The organism is Micromonospora sp. NPDC005171 (assembly GCF_040608575.1).
Lineage (GTDB): Bacteria > Actinomycetota > Actinomycetes > Mycobacteriales > Micromonosporaceae > Micromonospora.
On record NZ_JBEXIM010000001.1, the window covers coordinates 204,990 to 227,404 of the forward strand.

Consider the following 22,415-nt stretch of genomic DNA (forward strand, 5'->3'; position numbering starts at 1 on the left):
TCCGCCCCACGAGCCGTCCCGACGTCGTCGCCTGTGGACAACCTGGCGACCTGTGGAAAACCCCCGCCGAGACAGTTGATCTGCTACGAGCGCGGGCAACGCCGCAGCTACCGCCGCTAAGGGAAAGACAGCGGGGCCGCTCCCGAAGGAGCGGCCCCGCAAGTCGGCGGTCAGCCGACCCGGTCGGTCCAGGCGACATCGAGGATCACCTGGTACGCGCTGATCCGCACGGGCGACAGCGTCAACCGCTCATGGGCGAGAAGTTCGCCAGTCCTCGGATCGAAGATCAAAAGAGACTGCGCGTCGTGTTCGCGGTCGTCGAAGGTGACGGCCACCCCGTTCCGGCCGGCACGGTCCGTGACCTGCCCCCGCCAACGGAAGCCGGGCACGTCGGCGAGGACCCGCAGGACCGCCGCTCGGGTCGCACGCGGTACGACGTACCGCCCGTAGAGCGTGCTGACCTCCTTACTCGCCGCCCCCGCGCCGTACTCGACCTTCAGCAGCTCCCGCAGCTCGGACGGGACAGCCGTCGGTGGGCTGAGGTCCATGGGCGGCAGCGGATACTTGTTGGGAGCGGGGGTGCTGCCGGCCGCTGGCTGCGAATCGAGTCTGCGCTGCCAGTAGGTACGTGACTCCTGATCGGGGTACTGCGGCTCGAGTTGGGTGTTGACCTGGCTACCGGTCCCGTCGGCGGCCTGCCAGACCTTCGTCTCGTCGGCAAAGGCGACGTGGTGGCGACCGTCGGCCGAGGTCATCACCGGGTCGCCCCACACCTTCGTGTGGTGGTACATGTAGCGCCCGCTCTGGTGGTCGTACCCCGCATCTTTGATCTTGTCGGCCAGCAGGCGTAGCTGCGTGCCCGCCGCCGGCGGATCCGCGTCGAACTGGTACGCGACCGGCACGAGCACCGTGCCCGTCGCCGACCCCGGGGTGTCCGGTGTGGCCGCATCGAACGGTTGAAGTACCGCCACGGCACCGGCCGCGACCGCCAGCGTCCCGGCGGTCAGGACCAGCCGACGCGTCTGGCGTACGCGACGACGCCCGGCCACCGTCCCCGTAGCGTCGGCGCGATCGATCAGCTCGCGCGCCGAGACCAGCGGCGGCCCGACGGCGGCGTTCCGGGCCGGGTCGGCCGGGCCGAGAAGAGTACGGGTTCGCTCTGCTCCGAACATCACAGATCCTCTCGAATGGTCACCAACACCGGGCCGCGCCGGGTCTGCGCGGGCCGGCCCGACATCGCTTCGGCAAGTCGGCGGCGGGCGCGATGGAGGCGCACTGCGGCGGTCGCCGCGGTGCAACCGAGAACCTTGGCCGCCTCGGACACCGTCAGCTCCTCCCAGCCGATCAGCCGGAGGATTTCCTGGTCGAGGTCGTTGAGGTTGGCCAGAGCAGCCCAGATGTCGGCGACCCCGACGCTCGTGTCGGCACCCGACGATCCGGCCAGTCGCTCGAGGTCGACATCGGTGATCGAAAGGAGGTCGGGTGCGGTGCGCCGCGACCGCCACTGGTTTGCCAGAAGGCGCCGGGCCACCCCGTACAGCCAGGGCAGGCTGCGCTCCGGCACCTCGGCGCGGCGACGCCAGGCGACGACGAAGACCTCCTGGGCAAGCTCGGCCGCTGCATCCCGGTCAGCGAGCCGGCGCAGGCCGTATCGGACCATGTGCACGTACTCGGCGGCGTAGAGACTGGTGAACCAGCCCTCGTCCCGCGTCTTCGGTGGACCCACCCGAACCCCCATTGCCTCGGCGACTCTCACACTGGCTTGTGTCGCTGAGGGCTTCGGGATTACCACGCGGCCGAGGGCGGGTGCCGCCCACCGGGAAACGAACGCTGCGGTCAGTGGTCGATCGCCTGGTAGACAGTCGTCCAGAAGTCGTGCCACATCGGCAGCCGCTGGTCGCCCGCGTGTGCCCGCTGCATGAACACAATCGCCGTCAGGTCCTCGGCGGGATCGTTGTACCAGGCGGTGCCATAGAAGCCGGGCCATCCGTAGCTGCCGACCGAGGGACCGAGGTGCGTGCGGCGGGTCCGGACCGACAATCCGAGACCCCAGCTGATGGCGTCGAAATATCCGGGCCAGAACCCGGAGATGGCTTTCTGCGTCGGGGTCAGGTGGTCGCTGGTCATCAGCGTCACCGCCGGTCGTGACAGCACCCGCTCGCCGCCGTGGGTGCCGCCGGCGAGCAGGGCCGAGGCGAAGGCGAGGTAATCCTGGGCGGTCGAGACGAGCCCGCCGCCGCCGGACTCGAATTGCCGCGGTCGACTGAACCGCCCGTCGGGGGCGTCCTCCACAACCGGCTCACCCGTGGCAGCGTTGTCCTGCTCGTACGCCGTCGCGAACCGGTCGATGCTCTCGCTACCCACGCTGAATGCGGTGTCGGTCATCCCAAGCGGCTTGCAGACCCGCTCACGGATGGCATCCCCGAAGGACACGCCGGTGGCCCGGGCGATGAGCACACCGGCCACGTTGGCGGCGGTGTCGTACATCCAGCGCTCACCCGGCTGGTGGACGAGCGGAAGGTCACCGAGCTGGCGGATCCACTCGCCCGGCGACTGATATTCGAGTGCGTCCAGCGCGTCGGCAATCGGGACCGTTCCCGGCTCGGCGGGGACCATGCCGGTGCCCAGGGTGCCGTCCAGTACGTCCCGCAGCGTTATCGGGCGTTCCGCCGGGACGGTGTCGTCGAGCGGACCGTGCGGATCGGCGAGCACTGTCATGTCCGCCAATTCCGGCAGGAGATCGTCGACCGGGTCATCGAGGCGGAGGGTGCAGTCCTCGATGAGGGTCATCGCACACACGGCGACGATCGGCTTCGTCATCGAGCCCAGGCGACAGATCGTGTCGGCCGCCATCGGCGTCCGTGACCCCGCGCCCTCGAACGCGAGATGACCCGTCGCCTCGATGTGCACCTCACCGTGCCGGGCGAGGATGGCCACCACGCCCGGGACGAAGCCGGACTCGACGTGATGCTCGATCAAGCCCCTCACCCGACCCAGCCGTTTCGACGAGAAGCCACCGGCAGCCACCTGTTCCCTCCTCAGCTCGTCCCGTTTCGGAAATTACACGGCAGGCAGCGATCGCACCGTCCGCGACGAGGGGGAGGGGACACCGTCTGAGCAGTGCCGCTCGGCACGAGACGCTTCCCGTGATGGAGCGTTTCCACGGGAAAAGGGACGACCCCCGTCGGGGGGATGCGGACTCAAGCTGCACGGCCGTTGCCAATTGGTGGCGACGCGCGTCAACGGTCAGGTGCCGGCCCTCGTCGCTTCCCATTCGAGGCCGACCAGCACCGGCGCTCCGCTGCCTCCTCGCTGCCTTGGCTGCCTTGGCTGCCTCGCTGACTCGCTGACTCGCTGACTCGCTGACTGAGGCTCGCCTACAAGTCCCATGCAAATCGTCCGCTTGCTCACGCGCGTTAATGTTTCCCGTGATCGTATGGCTCAACGGCACCCACGGCGCGGGCAAGACGACGACCAGCTTGCTCGTGCAGCAACTGATCCCGGATTCCCGGGTGTTCGACGCCGAGAAAGTCGGCGAGACGCTCATGGACATCACGCCGGGGCTGCCCGAGACGGACAACTTCCAGCACTGGCCGCCGTGGCGGCAGCTCGTCGTCGAGACCGCCCGCCGCGTGCTCGACTACACCGGCGGCACTTTGGTGATACCCATGACTGTCCTAGTCGAGCAGTACTGGTGCGAAATCAGTACGGGCCTCGCCCAACACGCCATCCCGGTAAGTCACTTCGTCCTCCACGCTGATCAGAACACCCTTCGTCGGCGTATCGAGGGAGAACACCCCGTTCCGTCGCCGTTCCGCCTCAGGTACCTCGAGCCCTACGCCGAGGCGGCCCGCACGTGGCTGCATGCCGAGGCCGAGGTCGTCGACACCACGCACCTGACTCCCGCCCAAGCCGCCATGCAGATCGTCCTACGAGCTACCGGGGGAAGCTCAGGGGCCTAACCTCAGCTTGGGAATCGCCCTGATTCGTACGTTGGGTAGTCACGTCACGCGAGACACAGCTACAGGGCGTCGATTGCAGGACCAACTGGGTATCGGTGTGGCCCCGAGTTGACCGCTGCGTCGGGCACGGATCGGGCACGCCAATCGGCGCTGGGCACCGGCTGATGGGAGCCGTCGTCGGGCTGCTGATCGGGGCCGCCGCGTACGGCCTGGCAGGTCGCGGTAACCGGAACAGCCCCGGCCGGAAGCGCTGAGAGAGAGGAGCCTCATCGACTGCATCCGGCGGGCCTACGGACCGACTCAGGTTGCGGTCAGGTGCGGCTCAGCTATGCAGTTCAACAACTACAGGTAAGGCGGTGACCGCCGGCCTGGTTAACGGGTCGACTACCCCTTGCTACCTGGGCAGACAACGTCGTTTCTGGTCGTCATTGGTCGCTCGCGATCGGCCTCTGACGGCCTGACGACGGCCTGGCCGGGCCTCCGGTGGGGCATCCGTGTGAGCTTCGCTCCGGCAAGGTAATTCAGATGACCGCCCAGACTCACTGGCAGGCGTGGCATGAGCCCTACGCCGATGAGAAATCCCCCCTGTCGCGTCGGCTGAGGCTGGTCCAGCAGCACATCGCCTCGTGGCTTGATCAGCGTTCCGACGAGCGCCTGACTGTGGTGAGCGCGTGTGCGGGGCAGGGTCATGATCTCATCGGCGTCCTTGCCTCAAGGGCTGATGCCCAGCGTGTACACGGGACCCTGCTTGAGTACGACGCGGGCAATGTGACTGCTGCTCAGGCCGCCGCCGATCAGGCCGGGCTCATCAATATCGTGATCAGGCAGGCAGACGCTGGCCTGCTCTCTTCGTATGCGGGGGCAGTACCGGCCGACCTGGTGCTCATGGTGGGGGTCTTTGGCAACATCTCGGACGCCGACGTAGAGCGAACCGTTGCCGCCCTGCCCCGGCTGTGTGCTGAGGGCGCCACCGTGATCTGGACCAGGGCGCGGCGGGACTCGGACCTAACGGCAGCAGTACGGGAGTGGCTTCGAGATGCCGGCTTCGTGGAGCAGGCATTCCACGCTCCGGGCGACGTTCGATTCTCTGTCGGCGTTCACCGGTTCGAAAGCGCCCCGCAGCCCCTGGATCCTGCGGGAACCGTCTTCACGTTCCTGCGCTGACGCCAGCTGGTCGCTGCCTGATACTTGCCAGCCAGCCTGCCGCGTCTCGGCTGCTCGGGGGGACGGCTGGCCCGGACGGGGGGTCAGTACCGTTGGACCTGGTCGGACACGCGAAACGTGGTGCTGCACTCTGTGCACGTGGCACGACCGAACAGGTAGGTGAGAGCGGCAGCGACCGATTCCTGTCCGGCATGCGCGCTCATCGAGTGCAGCCGTCGGCCCACGCCTTCCAACTCGGTGGGTGTGGCCGGAAGTAGCGGCGTCTTCTCGACCTCCGACTTGGTCGCGTAGTCCTCGTGCGTGGCGAAGCAGCCGTCATCGCCGAATGCCACGAACAGCGACGTTTCGCAGTTTGGGCACTCGACCTCGATCTCGTCGTGCACGATCCGATCGAGTTCCGCGCCCCACAGCTCGTCGCGCTCCAACGCCATGACCGCTTGCAGACGGAAGCTGAACGACTGCGGATCGGTTGGCGTCGGGAGCCAATCGTTTGTCAGTCTGTGCAAGGCCGCCAACGCCTCGGCGTGCCGGAGCCACGACGTCTCGTCGAGGTCAGCAGCGATCTGCCCGCCGAGGAGCAGGGCGTTGTCGCGGTCGGCCGGCGCGAACCGAGCGGCGACGTCGGCTAGGCGCGGGATGAGAAACGCTTCGTCCCCGTCGGATACGCCCTGGTGGCAGGCTTCCTCGTATAACTCGTCCCAGGCCGTCGCGTGAGGGTCGACAGCAGCAGCCGCCAACAACTCCTCGATCCTCGTCACGGCCTGAATCTAACCACCGATACATCCTGAACCGGCGCCGCGGCTGAGCGATGGCCGACCCGAGGAACACGATGTGTGCCCCTCGACCAGCAACCCGTCACTTGTCAAAGTGAAGCCGCGATGTAGCGGATCAAATAGAGCCCGACATCGCCGGCAGTCCGGCCGCTGGCTCACTCCTGCGGTTGCGTGCTGCATCACAGGGGTGCGCCTGTGGAAACGCCGTCCCTGGACGCTCTGGACGGGCCGGAGGACGACTTGTGAGCTGTGATGGAGCGTTTCCAGCAGAAAGGGACGACCCCCGTCGGGGGGAGACGGGGGTCGTCGGAGGTTCGGCTCCGGGGGGGTCGAGCCGAACCACTCAGCGGTCACGGGGGGTGCAACCGCTGAGGGTCTGCCTGTTTCGAGGATGTGAAAGCTCGTCGTACGGACAAGTCTGCCTGAGCGGGCCCGTCACGTCGAGTGGTGCCGACTCCACTCACTGCGAAAATCTCCTCGCAGAGTGTGAGCGCGATCACGCGGAGCGGAGGTGGTGTTGCCAGCCCGCAGGTCTGAGGGGTGGCATGACCCCGGGCACCCGCCGACGATAGACCATCCGGCTAGACTTTCGCGCCGTGGGCCGAAGTGCCGCTTTCTTCGATCTGGACAAGACCGTCATCGCCAAGTCGAGCGCCCTGGCGTTCGGTCGGCCGTTCTACCGGGATGGGCTGATCACCCGGCGTGACGTGGTCAAGTCGGCGTACGCGCAGCTGATGTTCCGGCTGGGCGGCACCGACGAGCAGACCATGGCCCGAACACGGGACTACCTGGCTGCGCTCTGCAAGGGCTGGCAGGTGGAGCAGGTCCGCCAGATCGTCGCGGAGACGCTGCATGAGCTGATCAACCCTTATGTGTACGCCGAAGCCGCCGCCCTGATCGTGGAGCACCAGGCGGCTGGGCGGGACGTGGTGCTGGTGTCGGCGTCCGGCGAGGAGATGGTCCGGCCGATCGGCGAGCTGCTCGGCGTGACCGATGTGATCGCCACCCGGATGACGGTGCGGGACGGCCGGTACAGCGGCGAGGTCGAGTTCTACGCGGCGGGCCCGAGCAAGGTCGAGGCGGTCACCGAGTTGGCCGCCGCCCGGGACTACGACCTGGCTGATTCGTACGCCTACTCCGACTCGTACAGCGATCGCCCGTTGCTGGAGTGTGTCGGCCACCCGAGCGTGGTCAACCCGGACCGGCAGTTACGCAAGCTGGCGTCGGAGAACGCGTGGCCGGTGCTGGAGTTCCGGCACCCGATCCCGCTGGGCCGGCGGCTGCGGGAACGACCGGCGGTTCCGGTGGCCGCGGCGGCCCTGGGGGTCGGGGTGGGCGTGGCCATCGGCATCGCCTGGTACGGCCGGCACCGTCGCACCCGAGCCGCCACCACCGCCTGACCCCACCCAGCCAACCGCTCAGGCGGCGGCGAGGATCTCGTCTCCGATGGTGGTGAGTTGGTCGGCGCCGACCTCGACGGCGGCCATGTAGTGCCGTAGCCAGGAGCGCAGCCCGTCCGGGGTGCCGGTGGCGAAGGCGCCGGCCGCGCCGACGTACTCCGGCTCCCGCTCGCGGTGCCCGACGTCGACGGCGAGCAGGCCACGCGGATCGAGGCCACTGGCCAGCAGCACCAGCCGGGCGGCCCCACGGGCCACCACGCCGGACGGCCCGGCGAACGGGCGCAGGTTCAACAACTCCCCGTGTACGACAGCGGCGAGGACCAGCGGGGAGACCTTCGTGCCGCCGGCGGCGAGGCCGGCCAGCCCGTCCAGTCGGGTGGCGACCACCGGGTCGGCAACCGGGCGGCCCAGCTCGGCTTCCGACACCAGGTCCCGGGCGGCGAGGACGTGCAGCTTCGCGAGGGCCTGGCGGGGCGCCTTCGGCCACAGCTCACTCAGGCCCGGCAGCGCCCCGGCGACCCGCAGCGCCCCCTGGAGCACCGGGTCGGTGACGGTTCCCGCCCGGACCGCCTCACGCTCGTGGACGGCCCCCTCAAGGGCCGCGCTGGACAGCGCTGAGCGCAGGCTGACCTCGGCGGCGACCTGTCCACCGTGCCGGCGCAGCGCCCGGTGCCCGAGCGCCTGGTCGAACCGCGCGCGGGCCTGCTCGACGGCGGCGGCGATGTCGGCGAGCGCGAGCAGGGGCGCGAGCGGGTCGGTGGTCACCCCGCCACGCTAACGACCCGACCCGACGCAACGGGCCGCACCCGCCCGCAACGCGACCCGGACCACCCGGCCCGACCCAGCACCACACAGCCCGATCCGACCCGACCGGCCCGGCCCGGCCCGGACCACCCGACCCGGCACGGCACGGCACGGCACGGGCAAGGTCAACACGGGTTCATTGAAGTCGGGGTGTCCGCCTGACCTGGACACCGCGATTTCAATGAACCCGTGTCGATCAAGGCGCCGCCCTCGGCGACCCCGGCAGGGGTAGGGCGGGCCCAGCGGGAGCCGGGCGGGCCGGGCCAGGACCGGGCGGGCCGAGCGAGGGCCGGGCCGGGGCGGGCGGCGGCCGGGCGGGGCGGCCGGCGGCCGGGCGGGCCGGGCCAGGGCCGGGCGGGCCGGGCGGCGGCCGGGCGGGGCGGGACGGGCGGCAAGGGCCAGGCGGGGCGGGCCGCCGGGCGCGCGGCGGGGGCCACTCGGCGCGACGCAGCGGGCAGCCGTGGCCGGTCGCGGACCCCGCGACTACCCTCGTGCCATCGAGACGCAGGTCACCCCGAGGATGAGGAGTCACGGCATGAGCGAGGCATTGGCCAATCTGCTGAACGAGACGCGCCAGTTCCCCCCGCCGGCCGAACTCGCCGCGCACGCCAACGTCACAGTCGACGCGTACGCCGAGGCTGAGGCCGACCGGCTCGCCTTCTGGGCGAAGCAGGCCGATCGGCTGGCCTGGTCGAAGAAGTGGGATGAGGTGCTCGACTGGTCGAACCCGCCGTTCGCGAAGTGGTTCGTGGGTGGGCAGCTCAACGTCGCGTACAACTGCCTGGACCGGCACGTCGAGGCGGGCCGGGGCGACAAGGTGGCGATCCACTGGGAGGGCGAGCCGGGCGACACCCGCACCATCACGTATGCGGACCTGCACGAGCTGACCTGCCGGGCGGCGAACGCGCTCACCGACCTGGGGGTGACCGCCGGTGACCGGGTGGCGATCTACCTGCCGATGATCCCGGAGGCGGCGGTTGCCATGCTGGCGTGCGCCCGGATCGGCGCCGCGCACAGTGTGGTCTTCGGTGGCTTCTCCGCGGACTCGTTGAGCAACCGGATCCAGGACGCCAGCGCCAAGGTGGTGATCACCGCGGATGGTGGTTACCGGCGGGGCAAGCCGTCGGCCTTGAAGCCCACTGTGGACGAGGCGGTGGCGAACTCCCCGTCGGTGGAGCACGTGCTCGTGGTCCGCCGCACCGGCGAGGACGTGGCCTGGTCGGAGAAGGACCACTGGTGGCACGAGACGGTGGAGACTGCGTCGGCCGAGCACACCGCGCAGCCGTTCGACGCCGAGCACCCGCTGTTCATCCTGTACACCAGCGGCACCACGGCCCGCCCGAAGGGCATCCTGCACACCACCGGCGGCTACCTCACCCAGGCGTCGTACACGACGCACGCGGTGTTCGACCTGAAGCCGGAGACGGACGTCTACTGGTGCACTGCCGACATCGGCTGGGTCACCGGGCACTCCTACATCGTGTATGGCCCGCTCTCCAACGGCGCCACCCAGGTGATGTACGAGGGCACCCCGGACACGCCGCACAAGGGCCGGTTCTGGGAGATCATCGACAAGTACGGGGTGAGCATCCTGTACACCGCTCCCACCCTGATCCGGACGATGATGAAGTGGGGCGACGACATCCCGGCCGGCTTCGACCTGTCCTCGCTGCGCCTGCTGGGTAGTGTCGGCGAGCCGATCAACCCGGAGGCGTGGATCTGGTACCGGCAGCACATCGGCCGGGGCGAGTTGCCGGTGGTGGACACCTGGTGGCAGACCGAGACGGGCGCCATCATGATCTCGCCGTTGCCGGGGGTCACCGCGGCCAAGCCGGGGTCGGCGATGACGCCGCTGCCCGGCATCGTGGCCGACGTGGTGGACGACCAGGGCCAGTCGGTGCCGAACGGTGGGGGCGGCTACCTGGTGCTGCGTGAGCCGTGGCCGTCGATGCTGCGCACCATCTGGGGTGACGACGACCGGTTCATCGACACGTACTGGTCTCGTTTCCAGGGCATGTACTTCGCCGGCGACGGTGCGAAAAAGGACGACGACGGGCACATCTGGCTGCTCGGCCGGGTGGACGACGTCATGCTGGTGTCCGGGCACAACATCTCGACGACCGAGGTGGAGTCGGCGTTGGTGTCGCACCCGTCGGTGGCCGAGGCGGCGGTCGTCGGTGCGACCGACCCGACCACCGGTCAGGCGATCGTCGCGTTCGCCATTCCGCGGGGCAGCACGGACATCGCCGGTGACGCGGGTGAGCAGCTCATCGCCGACCTGCGCAACCACGTGTCGAAGACGCTCGGCCCGATCGCCAAGCCGCGGCAGATCATGCTGGTGCCGGAGCTGCCGAAGACCCGCTCCGGCAAGATCATGCGCCGGCTGCTGCGGGACGTGGCGGAGAACCGGTCGCTGGGCGACGTGACCACGTTGCAGGACTCATCGGTGATGGACCTGATCTCCTCGGGGATGAGCGGCACGAAGTCCGACGAGGACTGACGGTAGGCGTACCAACTGGAGGGTGGCGGTCCGTACGGACCGCCACCCTCCGTCATGTCTTACGGGTACGGTTCGTGCCGCCTCGCCGCTGTCACATCGGTCGGTCGGGGGAGTCGGGAAAAGCTGAACGGGCACAGACGGCGGTCACCTCTGTCCTTTCGGCCGGTTGTGCTTTAGGTTCACGCAGGTTGGAAGAGTTCGACACACATCGTTTCGATGGTCGGCCACGCCAACGTCCTCCTCCCCATGCCCGAGAAACGGAGCGGCATGAACCACAAACCGCAGTCCAGGGCGCGGCGACGACTACTCGTCGCGCTGCCCGCCATCGCCCTCGCGGCCACGTCACTGACCGTGAGTGGCAGTGCGGCAGCCCAGCCGCCGTCCGGCACCCCCCAGGCGGTGATTGGCGCGGACGAGCACTACATCAACTACGCCGAGCCCGAGGTGCAGCCGGACACCACCGGCCGTGAGGTGAAGGGCAAGGGTGGCATCTACACCCCTGCCGCGGAGTCCGCGCGTGCGTTCGACCGGAAGCACGCCCGGGGCAACCCGGTGACCGCGCGCCAACTGGCCAAGGACGAGGCCAAGTCGCTGAAGACGGGCCAGAACCCGCGCAAGTTCAAGAAGGCGCCGGCCACCCAGACGGCGAAGCTGCTGACGCTGCTTGTCGAGTTCAACGACAAGGCCAACGACGACTTCACCGGCGTGATGGTCCCCAAGACGGTGTTCGAGGACCGCACCTGCGTCCCCGGCACGGTCCAGAACGGCCCGAAGCACAACAAGATCCCGGACCCGGCGCGCCTGCCCCACGAGGACAACAACTCGATGTGGGTGCCGGACTTCTCGCCGCAGCACTACAACAAGATGCTCTACAGCAAGAAGGGCATCACCGAGCGGGTCCGCACGGACCTGAAGGGCCCGGACGGCAAGAAGGGCGTCGACCTGTCCGGTCGCACCATGCACAACATGTACCTGGAGATGTCCAAGAACGCGTACACGGTGGACGGGCAGGCCAGCCCGTGGATCACCGTGCCGCACTCGGAGGGCTGGTACGCGGCCAACCGCTGCTTCCAGGACGAGACCGGCGCGTGGGTTCCCGGCCGTGAGCAGTCGATGAACGGCCACCCGGACAACCCGGCCGGCGCGGGTCGCCTGGCGACCGACGCGATCGACGCGCTCGTCGCGAAGGACCCGAACTTCCCGTGGGCCGACTACGACATCGAGGACCAGGCCGACCGCGACGGTGACGGCAACGTCTTCGAGCCGGACGGCGTGATCGACCACCTCGTGCTGGTGCACGCCGGCCAGGGCAAGTCCCGTGGTGGCGGTGCCGAGGGTGTGTACGCCGTGTGGGCGCACTCCTCCACGGTCGCCGGTGGCTACACCATCCCGGGCACCAACCTCAAGGCGTCGAACTACATCGTGCAGCCGGAGGACGCCGGTGTGGGCGTCTTCGCCCACGAGTTCGGCCACGACCTGGGCCTGCCGGACCTCTACGACACGTCCGGCAACGCCGACTCCGACGTGGACTTCTGGGACCTGATGGCCTCGGGCTCCCACTCGGGTGAGATCTTCCAGGCGCTGCCCACGCACATGGGCATCTGGGACAAGTGGGTGCTCGGTTGGGCCGACCCGCTGACCATCCGCCCCGGGTCGAACCCCCGCGAGGTGAAGCTCGGCCAGACGTCGCGCACCCCGATCGACTCCGAGGACGGCATCAAGGTCGACCTGCCGGACAAGGTGACGACGCTGGCCACCCCGCACAGCGGCACCAAGATGTGGCACAGCAACAACGACCAGGAGTGGGCGGACGTCAAGCTGAGCCGCTCGGTCGACGTGCCCAACGCCGCGGACGCCAAGTTCTGGATGTGGAACAACTACATCATCGAGGAGGACTGGGACTACGGCTTCGTCGAGCTCTCCACCGACGGCGGTACGACCTGGACCGAGCAGAAGGTGTACGACGAGGGCGGCACGGTGGTCACCACGCCGGACGGCTACCCGGACCCGAACGGCCGGATGAACGACTTCGGCGGCAAGAAGTACGGCCTGACCGGCAGCACCGACGGCTGGCGGCACGACTACGTCGACCTGTCGGCGTACGCCGGGACGACCGTGCAGGTGCGGCTGCGCCTGGCCACCGACGAGGCGTTCGAGGAGCGCAACTGGTTCGTCGACGACTTCTCGGTCACCGGCGGCGGCGCCACCACCTGGAGTGACGACGTCGAGGGCGGCGCCAACGGCTGGACGGCCACCGGCGGCACCTTCGTCGACACCACCGGTGCGGGCTGGACGATCTCCAGCGGCACCGAGGTGCACGCCCAGTACTACCTGGCGGAGTGGCGCAACTTCGACGGCTTCGACAACGGCCTGAAGTACGCCTACGACACCATCTACTCGCACGAGGCGTGGAAGGTCGACCGGATCTCCTACAACGCCCCGGGCATGCTGGTGTGGTACCGGGACACCGCGCTCGGCGACGTCAACCACGTCACCGGGCAGATGACCGCGCTGCCCAGCTACGGCGCGAAGGGCGGGTTGCTCATCGTCGACTCGCACTTCGACCCGCTGCGCCGCACCGGCGAGGCGGCCGTGAAGGACCCGTCGGTGACGGACAACCTGCCCAGCCGTCCGCAGTCGTCGAACGCGGCCTTCACCCTGCAGCGGACGTACCCCTTCACCGAGTGCCTGGAGGCGGCGGACGAGCCGTACAGCGCCTACTGCACGAAGTTCAAGGGGCTGCCGCCGGTGAAGTCGTTCACCGACGCCAAGGGCTACTACCCGGGCATCGAGATGCGCGACGGCGCTGCCTACGCCCGGGACAACGACGCGTCGGTGGTCCTGCCGTCGCGTGACAACGCGCCGTACACCACCCGGGTCACCAACCCGGACGGCAGCCCGGCGCCGGAGTTCTACGGCGTGACGCTGGGCGGCGGCGCGATCGTGTTGGGCACCGGTAACCCCGGCGACGCGGGCGTGAACTACGGCGTCTCGCTGACCATCAAGAAGGCGGCCGGGGACAACTCGTCCGCCATGATCTACGTGACCCCAGCGAAGAAGTAGCGGTCTCGCAGATCGACAACTGACGGTGGGGCCGGTGGCGGAGACGCTGCCGGCCCCACTGTCGTAACCCGGTCAGACTGATCGAGACAACGCTGGGCGGGCCCGTCCGGGCCCGCCCAGCGCCTTGCCACCACTACTACTTCTTCTGCTCCACGGTGCCAACGGTCAATCGCTGGTTCGCGGTGGATGCCATCGGCTGCTTCACCTCGACGATGACGTTGTATTCGCCCGCCATGGGCACGTTGGTGACAGCCTGGTAGACGCCCGGCTGCCCGGACATCTCAGCCATCACGATCGGACTCGACTTGTGCGCCCCCGGCATTGCCACCATGTCGGTGTATGCCACGACCTGACCCTTTGTGATCGGGTCATAGCTGCTCGGTGAGCTGACCTTCGCCTCGATACGCACCTGGAGGTTGCCCAGGTGCTCGCTGTCGATCGAAATCGCTGCCTGCGACTGCTGTTCGTTGCCCTGGCCATGCCGTTCGGCCGGGGCAGTCTCCGCAGCGGTTGGTACGACGACCCGAGGCCGGGTGGCCAGGAAGCCGACCACCCCGACCAGCAGCGCGGCCGTCATCCCGATGCAGATCCCCAGGAGCATGCCCTGTCGGAACCGGTTCGGCCCCCGTTTGCGAGGCCGCCGGCCGGGCCGGACCGATTTTCCGACTCGGACCGGCCTGCTGGCGGAGGCCGGCCGGCCGAGCATCTCGTCGGAGAGCCGCAACCTCTCCCTGAGCGCGGTCACGTCCGCCGCCCCGCTTGTGCCCACTCGTCACATTGCATGGTCGTGCCTCCTCTCACCTACGCCGCCGGACCGCTGCCGGCAATCGGCCGGTCCGGGAGCGCGATCAGGCCGGTCCGGCCCGCCCCGTACACCCGGAAGATGCCCCACTGGCCGCCCGTCAGGTGCCGGGCTAGCGTGCCGGAGCGATACAGGTAGTCACCCGCAGCGCCCCGTCGACCGCCGGCGCCGCCGTTGGCCGCAGGGTCCAGCACGATCTGATACGACACACCCGGGTTGAACTGCCCCTGGCTCGCCGCGAGCTGCGAGTCGGGGTCCATGGGCCCACGCCGCCAGATGTGGTCGTGCAGGGCGAAGCTCGTCGAGCGCGGGTCACCGACGGCCTGGCCGACGTGGAACACCGTCTTGTCCCCCCCGTACGCCTGGAACATCGGCGTCGACGGGTTCCCGTGCACGTACGAGCTGAAGATGTTCGTGATGTTCTGGTCGTTGGCGTACCGGTGCGCCAAGGGCTCGTTGCTGTAGTTGATGGAAAACTCGCCCTGGTCCTCGGCGTCATCGGCCACGTCGCTCGGCGTCAGGCTCAGGTCGAAGTTGTCCGGCACCGGCTGGTCGTCGGCGACGTTGCCGTTGACGTCCTTGCGGAACAGCGCCAGGTCGCTGTTCATCAACACGATATTTTCCCGGTGGTCGGCGCCGTTCGGGTTGGAGACCACCGCGCTGACACCGCTGGCCAACGGTGCGCCAGTGGTCGGATTGAGGTACGTGCTGCCGGGCGGCTCGATGATCAGTGCCCCGTACAGGCCGTGCGAGGCGTGGTGCATCGGGTCAGCCATGTCGCGCAACATCGCCATGCCGGCGACCGGAACGGACCACCGGTAGGTGACCTGCTCCCCGGGGCCCGCCGTGCGGTCGTATCCGTGGGTCGCGCCGACGTTCACGCCTGCGGAGTAGCTCCAGTGGTCGGTCAACTGGGGTCGCATCGACACCCGGTTGCTGACCGGCAGCGGCAGGAAGCCGGGCACGTTCACCTCGTCCTTCGGCGGCTGGTCGAGGCATCCCGGGTAGCTCAGGACACTGGTTCGGTAGCCCAACTGCCCCGGTTCGACGCCCTCGAAGCAGCTCGGCACCATCTTGGCCGGATCGAGCCTGTTCTTGAGGGTGACCTCGACGCAGTCGCCGGCGTTGGCCCGGATGACCAGCGGCTCGTTCTTGACGGTGCCGTTCGTCCAGTCGGATTCCAGCGCGTACTGGAGACCGTGCGGGTCGTGGTCGCCGGCCTTGTTGTAGGTGATGTCCCGGTTGATCGCGACCACACTGAACGCCTTCACCGGTGCTGCGGCACTACAAGGTGTGCCGGGAGGCGGCACGCCGACGTCCGGCTTTTCGCCGATGCAGTCCAGCGCGCTGGCGGTGTTGTCCGGCAATGGATACAGCAGCGATTTCGGCGGCGGAGGCGGGTTGTCCGGGTCGCCGCCCGGCGACGCTCCCCAGTACTGGCACCGCATCACCCGTAGATAACCCCAGGCGCCGAGGAACATGTCGTCCGAACCGCCCAGGAAGTAGAGCTCGTCCCGGTCCACCGGCCCGCCGCTCTTGCGGCCCTCGGTCTGCGGTTTCACAAGCATGTCGAAGTATTCGAGGATGCCGATGTGCGTTGCGGAGACGACGTTGGAGTTCACATCATTGGGTTCCTGCTTCCACCGGCCGTCCATGTTGAAGCCGTGCGACTCCTCCTGGGAAAGCTGGAACAGCCGCCACTTGATCCGGTCACCCTTGAATGCCTTCGGCATGGGTGTGTACGGATTTCCGGAGAATTCGTCGGGCGCCGCGAAAACCTGTGAAGGGTCCTTGTCCCGGCGCGCCTCGAACGGTTCCAACGTGTAGTTGATCCCCATCACGCCCTGGTCGTCGAGGCTGGACGGGAACGGCGCCGGTTGAATCGGCACACCGTACGAGGTGACGAACTGGTCGTCGTTGGTGGTACTCGGATCAGGATCCTTGAACATCGGCACGTGATCCTCGATGAAGAGGGACACGTTGCGGTAGTCGAATCCGTCAGTGGCCTTGCCGTTGTAGTCAGTCGTGCGGTCACAGATCACCGAAACCATGGTTCCGACGGTGACCGCCAGGTCCGTTGCCGGGCTGCGGAAGGTGCATCCGGCGTCGTGGATGGTGCCACCGCCGAAGAGCCCCGCGTCCTGGTGGACGTTGGCGAAGAAGTGGTCGTGGAACGAGTTCGTGGACGTGTTCTCGTGCACGAAGTCGCGGTAGGTGATGGTCTGGCCGACCCCGGTGGCCGAGCCGTCGGCACCCTGGTCGTAGTTCCAGCCGTTGGCGGCGCCGTCGGAGGAGAGCACGTCGAACTGCACCATGTGCTGGTGCAGGCCGACCTCGTTGGTGGTCTGGAGCCGGTCGAAGGCGGTGCCGCCGTACGTCATGGGTAGCCGATTGGTCAGGTTGTAGACCACGCAGTCACCCACGTTGAGCAGGGGTGAGAAGGGCTGTGGTTTCTGACCGGCCAGCACCGCGTCACGCTCCGCGTCGAGCACGTAGACGCGGGACTGCGGATTTCGCCACTTGGCTGTCGGGTTGTAAACCTGGTTCAGTTGGATGGCGGAGATGTTGAAGGTCTTCGTCGGCCTGCCGGCCGGGCAGGGGTTCTGGAAGAAGCCGCCCGGCACCTGTGCCCCGGAGTCGGCTGCGGCCTTCTCCTTGACGGTGGGCGGGAAGACACCGGATGTCGCCCGCTCCGACACGCCGAGCGGCGGCTTCGGCGCCTTGTACCCGAAGACGCCGGGTACGAAGTGCGGGAAACCTGTCTTTTCCGCGTCCGGCGACGGAGGTGGGTTAACCCCGGTGACCGAGGTCTGGTAATCGAAGTCGGCCAGTGGCTGCAGCCGCGGGATAGGCGAGCCGTCCGGGTTCTTCCGGGTGCCGTCCTCGAGTTTGTCGAGGGTACGGTTCAGCCCCCACATGCCGGTGGCGAAGTGCGGATAGAGGTGGCAGTGGAAGATGATGTCGCCGAAGGTTGCCTGCTTCGTCTTGTGCGACGAGCCCGCACCGCCCTGCACCACCAGGTCGTAACTGGTGCCTGGGGACACCGATTGAACGTCGAGGATGTTGGTCTTGGCGGTGACGTGGTTGGGGCTGCTGATCGCGTCCAGCCCACCCTCGTTCTGCGGGTCGTACGCCCACCGGTTCACGTGCCAGTGGAAGGTGTGAGTCTCGAACTCGGCCGGGTGCAGCAGCCGCACCTGGGTCGGCTCGCCCCGGTAGTTCGGAAAGACGAGGTCGCCGCCGCCCGGGTCGCCGTAGATCCACGACGACAACGAGGTCTCCTCGCCGACGCACTCGTTGGCCTTGTAGCCCTGCCCGGTCACCGTTGCCGCGGGGCAGCCGATCTCCTCGCGGTTGTAGGTCGGCTCGGCCCGGTAGTTGAAGGCGAACCACTCAAGCTTGACCGGCACTTCCTCGTGGTACTGCACGATCGCGTCGGCGTCGCCGCCGCCGAGGCCCGGAAGGGTGTTCTTGGTCATGACCGCCGTCTGGGCCGCAGTCGGGGTCACGCATTCCGAGCCAGTCTTGTCCTCCGAGGCGCCCCTGCAGTAGCGGGTGAGGATTCCGGGTTCGGCTTCCACCTCGTCGTGCATGAAGAGCACGTGCTCGCGAAAGTCCTTGTTGTTCGGGCGCTTGATGATCGCCCGGGTGCCCGACGCCAGCGCCCCACCCGTACGAGAGTCAACCCAGGTGGCGTCGCTGGCCTCAACGACGATGGCACCGAAGGCCCCGAACGCGTGTGAGCCGATGAACTTCACTTTGCCGGTGGAGTCCTCGGGCCGGGTCTGCCGGGAGGTGAAGTCGCCGCCGTCCTTGAACTGGTACTCACCCTCGGCCTGCGCGTGCAAGAGGTAGGTGATCTTTCCGCCCGGCGCCGCCGTGGAGTCCGGGTTGTCGCCCACCACGGTTCCGTCACCGGTCTTGACGTCGTAGTCCAGACCGTCGAAGTGCATGGAGGCGTTCGGTGCCTGGGTCGGGTCGAAGTCGATCCTGGGCGCGGAGAGGGCAGGCGCGAACTCCCGAGCCCCCAACGTGCTCGAACCGGCGGCCTTTTTGATCTCCCCTGGCAGGGTGTAGATCGCCGAGTCCCGGACCGTACGGTCCAGTGTGGGCGCGGCCTCGTTCAGCCGGTTGGTGAAATTGACCGTGACGCAGTCGCCCTTGTTGACCCGTAGCGTAAGCGGCTCGATCAGATCGTCGAGGTTCGCCTTGGACGGGTCGGCGGCGTTCTTGAAGTTGGCCCGCACCGTAGCGATGTTCGAGTCGAGGATGTACATCCTGCCCTCGGGGACGACGTCCCCGAACCGGTTGAGGAAGATCGGCAGGTTGATCAGCGAGACGTTGAACGCCTTTGCCGGCGCCCCGGTGACACAAGGGTTGACTGGGGTACCCGCCTTCGGCGGGAGCGTGCTGGCGGCGGTGGCCTGGCTGACCATCCACATGGCCCCGCCTGCGAGGGCGATCCACAGGCCCGCACCCACGGTGAGGGCGAGTCGGACCGGCCAGGTGGACCTGCGGCGAACGCCCACCAGGACGAACGCGGCGATGGCCAGGATCAGTAGTAGGGGTGTGACATCTGCGGGCGCTGCGGCCACTCGGCCTCCTAGAAGATGGATCACGGAGGCCCGTCCCGGGCATGCGCCCAGGACGTTATGGAGTTTCGTGCGGCAGAGCCCCCGTGACTCGCTGCGATAACGCATTGATCCTCGGCGATTAAAGTTTTCCCTGTCAACATCGATGTCACTTTCGGTCAGTCCTCTGCTACCAGCAGTGCGGTGCGCATTGTCAGTCGTCCCGCGCTCCGGTATGCCGTTGACAGACGACGGCTATCGAGCTCGAGGCCGAGCGATCAAGGGCGACGACACGTGGATGGACAGACAGTCCGCGGAGCAAGATGGCCAGATTTTGGAGGGCTGGCAGAGGGCCTCGCGCCGCTTCCGCTTCTTGATCGACACTCGACGCCACGCCTGAGTCCGGGGGCAGTGCGCCCAGCTCACACTGCCTGACGGCGACCTGAGGTGTGACGCTGAAAAGCATTCCCAACAAAATCTTGCAACAAATCGACGCGTGCGTCTTCCCACCCGTCCCGGCAGTGTCTATGTTCACCATTGGTCCCATTCGTGGGATCGATCTGACGCCGACCCTCATCCCCGTTGGGCCGGTTCACTCACACCGGAGGTACCACGTGCGCAAAGTCGCAGTGGGTCTGCTCGGGCTCTCACTGACGGCGACAGGCCTGGCTTTCGGCCCGTCCGCCTCGGCGGCGCCTCAGCCCAAACTGCCGGCAGCGGCACCGGCCGCTGCCGAACCGCAGGCACTGCAGGATGAACTCCCCGACAAGCTCGAGGACAAGCGCCGCGCGCTGCGTGAGCAGGGGCTCAGCGACGTGCTCAGCGGTCGGAGCAAGCCGATCGAGCGCAACGGAAGCACGGTTGTCAAGGTCGGCGAGACGAGCGGCATGGGCACCAACGCCCGCTCCGCCGCTGGCGCGAAGAAGAAGAAGGACCAGTACGTCGAGCTCAAGCGCGAGCGGACCGACAAGATCTTCGTGATCCTGGCCGAGTTCGGTGACGAGCGGCACCCGTCCTACCCGGACAAGGACATGAACCCGGACATCGCCGGGCCGGCGACGTTCGAGGGGCCGCTGCACAACAAGATCCCCGAGCCCAACCGGACCGTGGACAACTCCACCATCTGGCAGCCGGACTTCAGCCCGGAGCACTTCCGCCAGATCTACTTCGGCACCAACCCGGGCGACGAGTCGCTCAAGCAGTACTACGAGGCGCAGTCCTCGGGTCGCTACACCGTCGACGGTGAGGTGACCGACTGGGTCAAGGTCAAATACAACGAGGCCCGCTACGGTCGCTCCGACGACCCGATCCCGGACCCGGATCCCGACGAGGAGCCGGACCCGCGGGACGACCCGGCCGTCTGCGCCGACAACGTGTGCTCGAACACCTGGGCGCTGGTCCGCGACGCCGCCAACCAGTGGGTCGTCGACCAGAAGGCCAAGGGCCGGACGGACGCGCAGATCGCCGAGGAGATGCGGTCCTTCGACCAGTGGGACCGGTTCGACTACGACGGTGACGGCGACTTCAACGAGTCGGACGGTTACATCGACCACTTCCAGATCGTCCACTCCGGCGGCGACCAGGCCGACGGTGACCCGCAGCAGGGCGAGGACGCCATCTGGAGCCACCGCTGGTCCGCCTACAACAGCTCGCCCGTCGGCCCGCCGAACCTTCCGATCGGCGGCACCCAGATCGGCAACACCGGCGTCTGGATCCGCGACTACACGATCCAGCCGGAAAACGGCGGTCGCAGCGTCTTCTACCACGAGTACGGCCACGACCTGGGCCTGCCGGACGACTACGGACCGGCGGACAACAGCAACGAGCACTGGACCCTGATGGCCCAGAGCCGGCTCGCCGCCAAGAACGACGTGGGCATCGGTGACCGTGGTGGCGACCTCGGCGCGTGGAACAAGCTCCAGCTCGGCTGGCTCGACTACGAGGTGATCGTGGCGGGGCAGAAGCGCACGCTGGAGCTCGGCCCGCAGGAGTACAACTCGGACAAGGCGCAGGCCGCAGTGGTCGTGCTCCCGCAGCGGGAATACACCTTCGACTACGGCGCACCGGTCGAGGGCTCCAAGCAGTACTTCTCCGGTAACGAGGACAACCTCGACAGCAGGATGACGAGGACGTTCGACCTCACCGGCAAGTCCACGGCGGCGCTGTCTCTCAAGGGCAAGTACAGCATCGAAGCCAACTACGACTACCTCTACTTCGAGGCGTCGACGGATGGCGGCCAGACCTGGATCGACCTGGACGGCACGGTCAACGGCCAGCCGATCGGCGTCGACGGCGGCGATCGCCCGGCCCTCACCGGCAGCAGCAAGGGCGCCTGGACGGACATCAACATCCCGCTGACCGCGGTCGCCGGCAAGGTGGCGCAGGTCCGCCTGCACTACGTCACCGACCTCGGCGTCTCCGAGGGCGGCTTCTTCGGCGACGCGATCACCGTCACCGCCGACGGCCAGACTGTGTTCAGCGACGGCGCCGAGACCGACGCCGGCTGGACGCTGGAGAACTTCCAGGTGGTCGGCGCGACGTACACCCGGCTCTTCGACAACTACTACATCGCCGGCAACCGGTCGTACGTCTCGTACGACAAGTACCTGAAGACGGGCCCGTACTTCTTCGGCTACGCGAACACCCGCCCGGACTGGGTGGACCACTACGCGTACCAGGAGGGCCTGCTCATCTCGTACTGGAACACCCGCTGGTCGGACAACAACACCGCGCCGTACGACCCGGACACCAACCCGGGTGGTCATCCGGGCGAAGGTCGCAACCTGTACATCGACGCGCACCCGCGCCCGATCTACAACCTGACCGGCGCGCCGTGGCGGGCCCGCGTCCAGGTCTACGACGCACCGTTCAGCCTCAACAAGGCCGACTCGTTCACCCTGCACCTCAACAGCCAGCCGCAGTACATCCGTGGCCAGGCTGCGGAGCCGCTGTTCGACGACACCAAGAAGTACTTCTACGAGGAGCTGCCGAACCACGGCGTCAAGCTCCCGCAGACCGGTGTCAAGATCAAGGTTCTGGAGCAGGAAGGCACCTCGATGAAGATCCGGGTCAGCTGACCACTGATCCCGCACCACCCAGCGGCGCCCGGGCAGTTCACCTGCCCGGGCGTCGCCCTTTGTCGACCCGGGACGGGGAACCGTTCGACCTGCGGGAACCTCCCACCATCGTGCCCCCTGGCATCACCCCGGTCGGCGGTTGGTTTCGCCGCGCTCCTCCTGCCGCCCCTGACTCTCGGTGCGGAGGCGAACACCGTCAAGCACATCGACGGCGGGCCGTCAACGGCGGTACGGCCACTTGACGACAAAGTCGCCTCACCAGCACGATCGTCGATGTCGATGGGTGGACCGGCATCCTG

General features: G+C 67.9%; 13 protein-coding genes. 6 read left to right on the plus strand and 7 right to left on the minus strand.

Annotated features, from left to right (window positions below):
* Positions 1-170: 170 nt before the first annotated feature.
* From ABZU74_RS00950 to ABZU74_RS00960, 3 genes are all read right to left on the minus strand, one after another.
* Entirely contained in the window at positions 171-1,172 is a 1,002-nt protein-coding gene (locus ABZU74_RS00950; protein WP_355416771.1) for a CU044_5270 family protein, read from the minus strand.
* Entirely contained in the window at positions 1,172-1,726 is a 555-nt protein-coding gene (locus ABZU74_RS00955; RefSeq protein ID WP_355416774.1) for a sigma-70 family RNA polymerase sigma factor, read from the minus strand. Before ABZU74_RS00955 ends, ABZU74_RS00950 begins: the two co-directional genes overlap by 1 nt.
* 110 nt (positions 1,727-1,836) lie before the next feature.
* On the minus strand, positions 1,837-2,988 hold the full coding sequence (locus ABZU74_RS00960; RefSeq protein WP_355418186.1) for a serine hydrolase domain-containing protein: 1,152 nt from the start codon (positions 2,986-2,988) through the stop codon (positions 1,837-1,839).
* Positions 2,989-3,428: 440 nt separating this feature from the next.
* On the opposite strand from ABZU74_RS00960, the gene ABZU74_RS00965 reads away from it, so the two are divergent.
* Together ABZU74_RS00965 and ABZU74_RS00970 are read left to right on the plus strand one after the other, a co-directional pair.
* Entirely contained in the window at positions 3,429-3,962 is a 534-nt protein-coding gene (locus ABZU74_RS00965) for an ATP-binding protein (RefSeq protein ID WP_355416777.1), read from the plus strand.
* Between the two features lie 525 nt (positions 3,963-4,487).
* A complete protein-coding gene (locus ABZU74_RS00970; protein ID WP_355416780.1) occupies positions 4,488-5,126 on the plus strand; it encodes an SAM-dependent methyltransferase in 639 nt (212 codons plus the stop codon).
* Between the two features lie 83 nt (positions 5,127-5,209).
* Here ABZU74_RS00970 and ABZU74_RS00975 read toward each other — a convergent pair whose 3' ends face one another.
* Positions 5,210-5,884, minus strand: a complete 675-nt coding sequence (locus tag ABZU74_RS00975) for a hypothetical protein (protein WP_355416783.1) — start codon at positions 5,882-5,884, stop codon at positions 5,210-5,212.
* Between the two features lie 611 nt (positions 5,885-6,495).
* On the opposite strand from ABZU74_RS00975, the gene ABZU74_RS00980 reads away from it, so the two are divergent.
* Positions 6,496-7,299 (plus strand): HAD-IB family hydrolase, encoded by an 804-nt coding sequence (locus ABZU74_RS00980; RefSeq protein WP_355416786.1) that lies wholly within the window; start codon positions 6,496-6,498, stop codon positions 7,297-7,299.
* Positions 7,300-7,317: 18 nt separating this feature from the next.
* Here the strand turns inward: ABZU74_RS00980 and ABZU74_RS00985 are convergent, their stop codons facing one another.
* A complete protein-coding gene (locus ABZU74_RS00985) occupies positions 7,318-8,064 on the minus strand; it encodes an oxidoreductase (RefSeq protein WP_355416789.1) in 747 nt (248 codons plus the stop codon).
* A gap of 574 nt (positions 8,065-8,638) precedes the next feature.
* Here ABZU74_RS00985 and acs point away from each other — a divergent pair.
* Together acs and ABZU74_RS00995 are read left to right on the plus strand one after the other, a co-directional pair.
* Positions 8,639-10,603 carry an acetate--CoA ligase gene (gene acs / locus ABZU74_RS00990; RefSeq protein ID WP_355416792.1) on the plus strand — a complete coding sequence of 655 codons (1,965 nt, stop codon included), beginning with the start codon at positions 8,639-8,641 and terminating at the stop codon, positions 10,601-10,603.
* Between the two features lie 267 nt (positions 10,604-10,870).
* The gene (locus tag ABZU74_RS00995) at positions 10,871-13,666 is read left to right on the plus strand and encodes an immune inhibitor A domain-containing protein (RefSeq protein ID WP_355416795.1); all 2,796 of its coding nucleotides are present in this window, start codon (positions 10,871-10,873) and stop codon (positions 13,664-13,666) included.
* A gap of 136 nt (positions 13,667-13,802) precedes the next feature.
* On the opposite strand, the gene ABZU74_RS01000 is transcribed toward ABZU74_RS00995, so the two are convergent.
* Both ABZU74_RS01000 and ABZU74_RS01005 read right to left on the minus strand, forming a co-directional pair.
* Positions 13,803-14,243, minus strand: a complete 441-nt coding sequence (locus tag ABZU74_RS01000) for a FixH family protein (RefSeq protein ID WP_355416798.1) — start codon at positions 14,241-14,243, stop codon at positions 13,803-13,805.
* A 224-nt stretch (positions 14,244-14,467) separates the two neighbouring features.
* Positions 14,468-19,063 (minus strand): hypothetical protein, encoded by a 4,596-nt coding sequence (locus tag ABZU74_RS01005; protein ID WP_355416801.1) that lies wholly within the window; start codon positions 19,061-19,063, stop codon positions 14,468-14,470.
* A gap of 605 nt (positions 19,064-19,668) precedes the next feature.
* Here ABZU74_RS01005 and ABZU74_RS01010 point away from each other — a divergent pair.
* Positions 19,669-22,116 carry an immune inhibitor A domain-containing protein gene (locus ABZU74_RS01010; RefSeq protein ID WP_355418189.1) on the plus strand — a complete coding sequence of 816 codons (2,448 nt, stop codon included), beginning with the start codon at positions 19,669-19,671 and terminating at the stop codon, positions 22,114-22,116.
* Positions 22,117-22,415 lie beyond the last annotated feature (299 nt).

Coding starts and splice junctions, on each gene's coding strand:
- ABZU74_RS01000 (WP_355416798.1), bottom strand. CDS start 14,243: ATGACGGCCGCGCTGCTGGTCGGGGTGGTCGGCTTCCTGGCCACCCGG.
- ABZU74_RS00950 (WP_355416771.1), bottom strand. CDS start 1,172: ATGTTCGGAGCAGAGCGAACCCGTACTCTTCTCGGCCCGGCCGACCCG.
- ABZU74_RS00970 (WP_355416780.1), top strand. CDS start 4,488: ATGACCGCCCAGACTCACTGGCAGGCGTGGCATGAGCCCTACGCCGAT.
- ABZU74_RS00995 (WP_355416795.1), top strand. CDS start 10,871: ATGAACCACAAACCGCAGTCCAGGGCGCGGCGACGACTACTCGTCGCG.
- acs (WP_355416792.1), top strand. CDS start 8,639: ATGAGCGAGGCATTGGCCAATCTGCTGAACGAGACGCGCCAGTTCCCC.